This is a genomic window from Microbacterium sp. K35, from assembly GCF_004794375.1.
In the GTDB taxonomy this organism is placed as follows: Bacteria; Actinomycetota; Actinomycetes; order Actinomycetales; family Microbacteriaceae; genus Microbacterium; species Microbacterium sufflavum.
On record NZ_SSDM01000142.1, the window covers coordinates 1 to 3,419 of the forward strand.

A 3,419-nucleotide genomic window follows, 5' to 3' on the forward strand; every position below is an offset into this window, starting at 1 on the left:
CCTCGTCGCACACGAGCACCACCCGCACGGCCCGGCGCCGCTCGACCGCGAGCGGCTGGAGGGTGCGCAGAGCCTCGAGCATCACCGCGATCCCGGCCTTCATGTCGTAGGCGCCCGGTCCGCGGACGACGTCGCCGTCCTCCACCCAGGGCACCTCGCCGTCGAGGGCGCCGACGGGCCACACGGTGTCGGTGTGCCCGATGAACAGGAGCGGATCGCCCGTGCCCGGCACGTCGATCACCAGGTCGGTCCCGGCGCTCGTGGGCTCGCGGCGGACGGTGCCGCCGATGGCCTCGAAGCGGGCGCTCAGGACGTCGGCGATGCGGGCGCTGGCGGCGGTGTCGCGGCTCGGCGACTCGATCGACACGAGCTCGCGCACGAGTGCGATGATGTCGTCAGAAGAGTGGTCCGCGCGCTGCGCCGCCGGAGAAGTGGTCACAGTTACGAACCGTATCTGCCTCTTGATCCCCGTGCAAGCCGCCGATAACATCGCTCAGAGCAGCAGGACTCTTCAATCTTAGGAAACGTATCGTGCCTCATTTCTCCGTGGCCGCTGACGCGGGCATCGGCTACGGCTGTCGGGAGCTGACCCAGTACACCGAGTTCCGAGAGGCCGCCGCGCTGTACGCCAGGGTGTTCGCCTACACCGAGAGCGAGTACGCGCTGAACGCCAACCTGCTCACCGCGCTCGCCCGCAACGGCGGTTCGGCGATCGGGGCCTTCGCCGACGACGGCGCGCTCATCGGATTCGCCTACGGCTTCGCCGGGTGCGACACCGACGGCACGCTGTTCCACTACTCGCAGGCGGCCGCCGTCGAGGCCGCCCAGCAGGGCCGCGGCGTCGGTCAGGCCCTCAAGCTCGCGCAGCGCGCGGTCGCCCTCCGGTGGGGGCAGCACACCATGCGCTGGACCTTCGACCCGCTGCTGTCGCGCAACGCGCACTTCAACCTCAGCTCGCTCGGCGCCGTCGGCATCGCGTTCGAGCGCGACTACTACGCGCGCCCCGACACCGACCGGCTCGTGGTCTCGTGGGACCTCACCGCCGCCACGCCGTCTCCGCGTGCCACGCCGCCGTCCGCCCCGGCGCTCGGGCCGGACGACTGGGGTCGCGCGGTCACCGCACCGGACGGCACCTGGATCGCAATCCCCGTGCACCCCGGCCGCCTGAGCCCGGCCGAGCGCGAGGCGCTGCGCCGCGACCTCGAGCGCAGCATGACCGGGGTGTTCCACCGCGGGGAGGTCCTGGTGGCGGCGACGCGCCTCGACGATCAGACGGCGGTCTACCGCGCGACACCAGGGGAGGGCCCGGCATGAGCGACCACCACCACGAGGACCGCGACCTCGTCTCACCGCGCGACCGCTTCGGCGAGCGCATCCGCACCAACCAGTCGGCCGAGAGCATCCAGGCGCGCATCATCGAGACCGAGCAGCGCACCCTCGCGCAGACGTTCGAGGAGCTCAGCCGCTCGGCGCAGGTGCCGCAGGCGGCCGCGCTCCTGCTCGGCGCCCGCCGTCGCTACGTCGCGGGCGAGGGCAAGGCCGCCGCGTACGCGCAGCTGCTCACCGCCGATCTCTCCGCCACGCTGTCCAACGTGTTCCTCGTGGACGGGCACGCACTGCAGCCGCTCACCGTGCTGACCGATGTGCGCGCCTCCGACGTGCTGATCGCGTTCTCCCTGCGGCGCTACCGCGAGGAGACCGTGCGGCTCGGACGGCTGTTCCACGAGGCGGGCGGACAGCTCGTCGTGATCACCGACAGCGAGGACGCGCCGCTGGCACCGATCGCCACGTCGCTCATCCGCGTGCGCACCGGGTCGGCGTCGTACGCCGACTCACCGACCCCGGTCGCGGCGGTCTGCCACCTGCTCAGCGCCCTGACCACGGCGAGCGCGAAGGGTGCGCGTCGCCGCCTGGCCGAGCGCGACCGGCTCGTGGCCCGCCTCGGCCTCTACGGCCCGGAGCAGCCGCGGCCGCGCAGCGAGGAGGGCGGCGCGTGAAGATCGACCGCATCCGCCTGTTCACGCTGCGCCAGCCGCTGCGGCACAGCTTCGAGACCAGCTCGCACCGCAAGTCCGGCATCGAGCACATCCTCGTCGAGGTCACCGACGCGGACGGGCGCACCGGCTGGGGGGAGATCGCGTCCCCGAGCGACCCCTACTTCGGCGCGGAGACCACGGTGACCGCGTGGGAGATCGCCACGCGGTACCTGGTCCCCGCCCTGCTCGGAGCGACCGGCGACGACCCGGCCGACCTGGAGTCGACGTGGTCGCGCGTGCGCGGACACGAGTTCGCCAAGGCGGGATTCTCCGGCGCGGTGTGGGACCTGTACGCCCGCACGCACGGCATCGCGCTCGCCGCGGCGCTCGGCGGCACCAGGGACGAGGTGGTCGCGGGGGTCTCGCTCGGCATCGAACCGTCGATCGACGAGCTCCTCGCGCAGGTCGAGCTGCAGCGCGCGGCCGGCTACCCGCGGGTCAAGCTCAAGATCGCGCCGGGGTGGGACGTGGAGCCCGTGCGGGCCGTGCGCGCCGCCCACCCCGACCTCGACCTCCACGTAGACGCCAACGGCGCCTACCCGGACGACGACGGGGCGGCCGCGGTGTTCGCGCGCCTCGACCGCGAGGGGCTCACCATGATCGAGCAGCCGTTCGGCCCCCGCGAACTGGTGGCCCACGCGGAACTGCAGGCGCGCCTCGACACGGACGTGTGCCTGGACGAGTCGGTCGTGGCGCTCGGCGACCTGCGCGCCATGATCCGTCTGGGCGCCGGGCGCATCCTCAACATCAAGGTCTCGCGGATGGGCGGGCTCGGGGTGGCACGCGCCGCGCACGACATCGCGCTCGACGCCGGCATCCCCGTGTGGTGCGGCGGCATGCACGAGTTCGGCGTCGGCAGGGCCGCGAACGTCGCGGTGTCGTCGTTGCCCGGCTTCCTGCTGCCCTCCGACGTGTCCGGATCGGACAAGTACTACGAGAGCGACATCATCGAGCCGCCCGTCACCGCTCAGGCGGGGCGTGTGCGGGTGCCGACCGGGCCCGGCCTCGGCCATGAGGTGCGGGTGGCGCGCATCGAGCGCGACGCCGCGCGGGTGTACGACTCCGCGGCGTCCGACGTGCGCGACACCGCCCTCACGCTCGGCTGACGGCCCCGGACCGCTGCGAGGAGTGGACCCATGCGCGCACTGCTGCTGTACCGGCTGGAGCTGTCCCCGGACACCGACCCCGCGGACGCCGTCGTCGAGGTGGACCCCGCGACCCCGATCATCCGCGCCACCGACCTGGGGGTGACCCGCGGGGACGGCGTGTTCGAGACCGCGGTCGTGCGCCACGGCGTGCCCCAGGCGCTGGAGGCGCACCTGCACCGGCTGGAACGGTCGGCTGCGCTGCTCGAGCTGCCGGCGCCGTCGCTCGACCGCTGGC

4 protein-coding genes and 1 pseudogene are annotated in these 3,419 nt (G+C 73.2%); 4 read left to right on the plus strand and 1 reads right to left on the minus strand.

Annotation, left to right across the window (positions count from 1 at the left end):
* Positions 1-439: M20/M25/M40 family metallo-hydrolase (locus DW299_RS04865; RefSeq protein ID WP_136035901.1), on the minus strand; the 439-nt coding region annotated here is incomplete at its 3' end.
* Positions 440-531: 92 nt separating this feature from the next.
* Here DW299_RS04865 and DW299_RS04870 point away from each other — a divergent pair.
* The 4 genes and pseudogenes from DW299_RS04870 to DW299_RS04885 all read left to right on the plus strand — a co-directional run.
* Entirely contained in the window at positions 532-1,314 is a 783-nt protein-coding gene (locus tag DW299_RS04870) for a GNAT family N-acetyltransferase (protein ID WP_136035902.1), read from the plus strand.
* Positions 1,311-1,997 carry a MurR/RpiR family transcriptional regulator gene (locus DW299_RS04875; protein ID WP_136030929.1) on the plus strand — a complete coding sequence of 229 codons (687 nt, stop codon included), beginning with the start codon at positions 1,311-1,313 and terminating at the stop codon, positions 1,995-1,997. Before DW299_RS04870 ends, DW299_RS04875 begins: the two co-directional genes overlap by 4 nt.
* Complete coding sequence (gene menC / locus DW299_RS04880) at positions 1,994-3,142, plus strand: o-succinylbenzoate synthase (protein ID WP_136035903.1); 1,149 nt, start codon at positions 1,994-1,996, stop codon at positions 3,140-3,142. Before DW299_RS04875 ends, menC begins: the two co-directional genes overlap by 4 nt.
* A 30-nt stretch (positions 3,143-3,172) precedes the next feature.
* Positions 3,173-3,419: pseudogene (locus tag DW299_RS04885) on the plus strand (aminodeoxychorismate lyase); the annotation flags it as partial.

Bases quoted from the DNA above. Each gene is read 5' to 3' on its own strand.
- DW299_RS04875 (WP_136030929.1), top strand. From the start codon at position 1,311: ATGAGCGACCACCACCACGAGGACCGCGACCTCGTCTCACCGCGCGAC.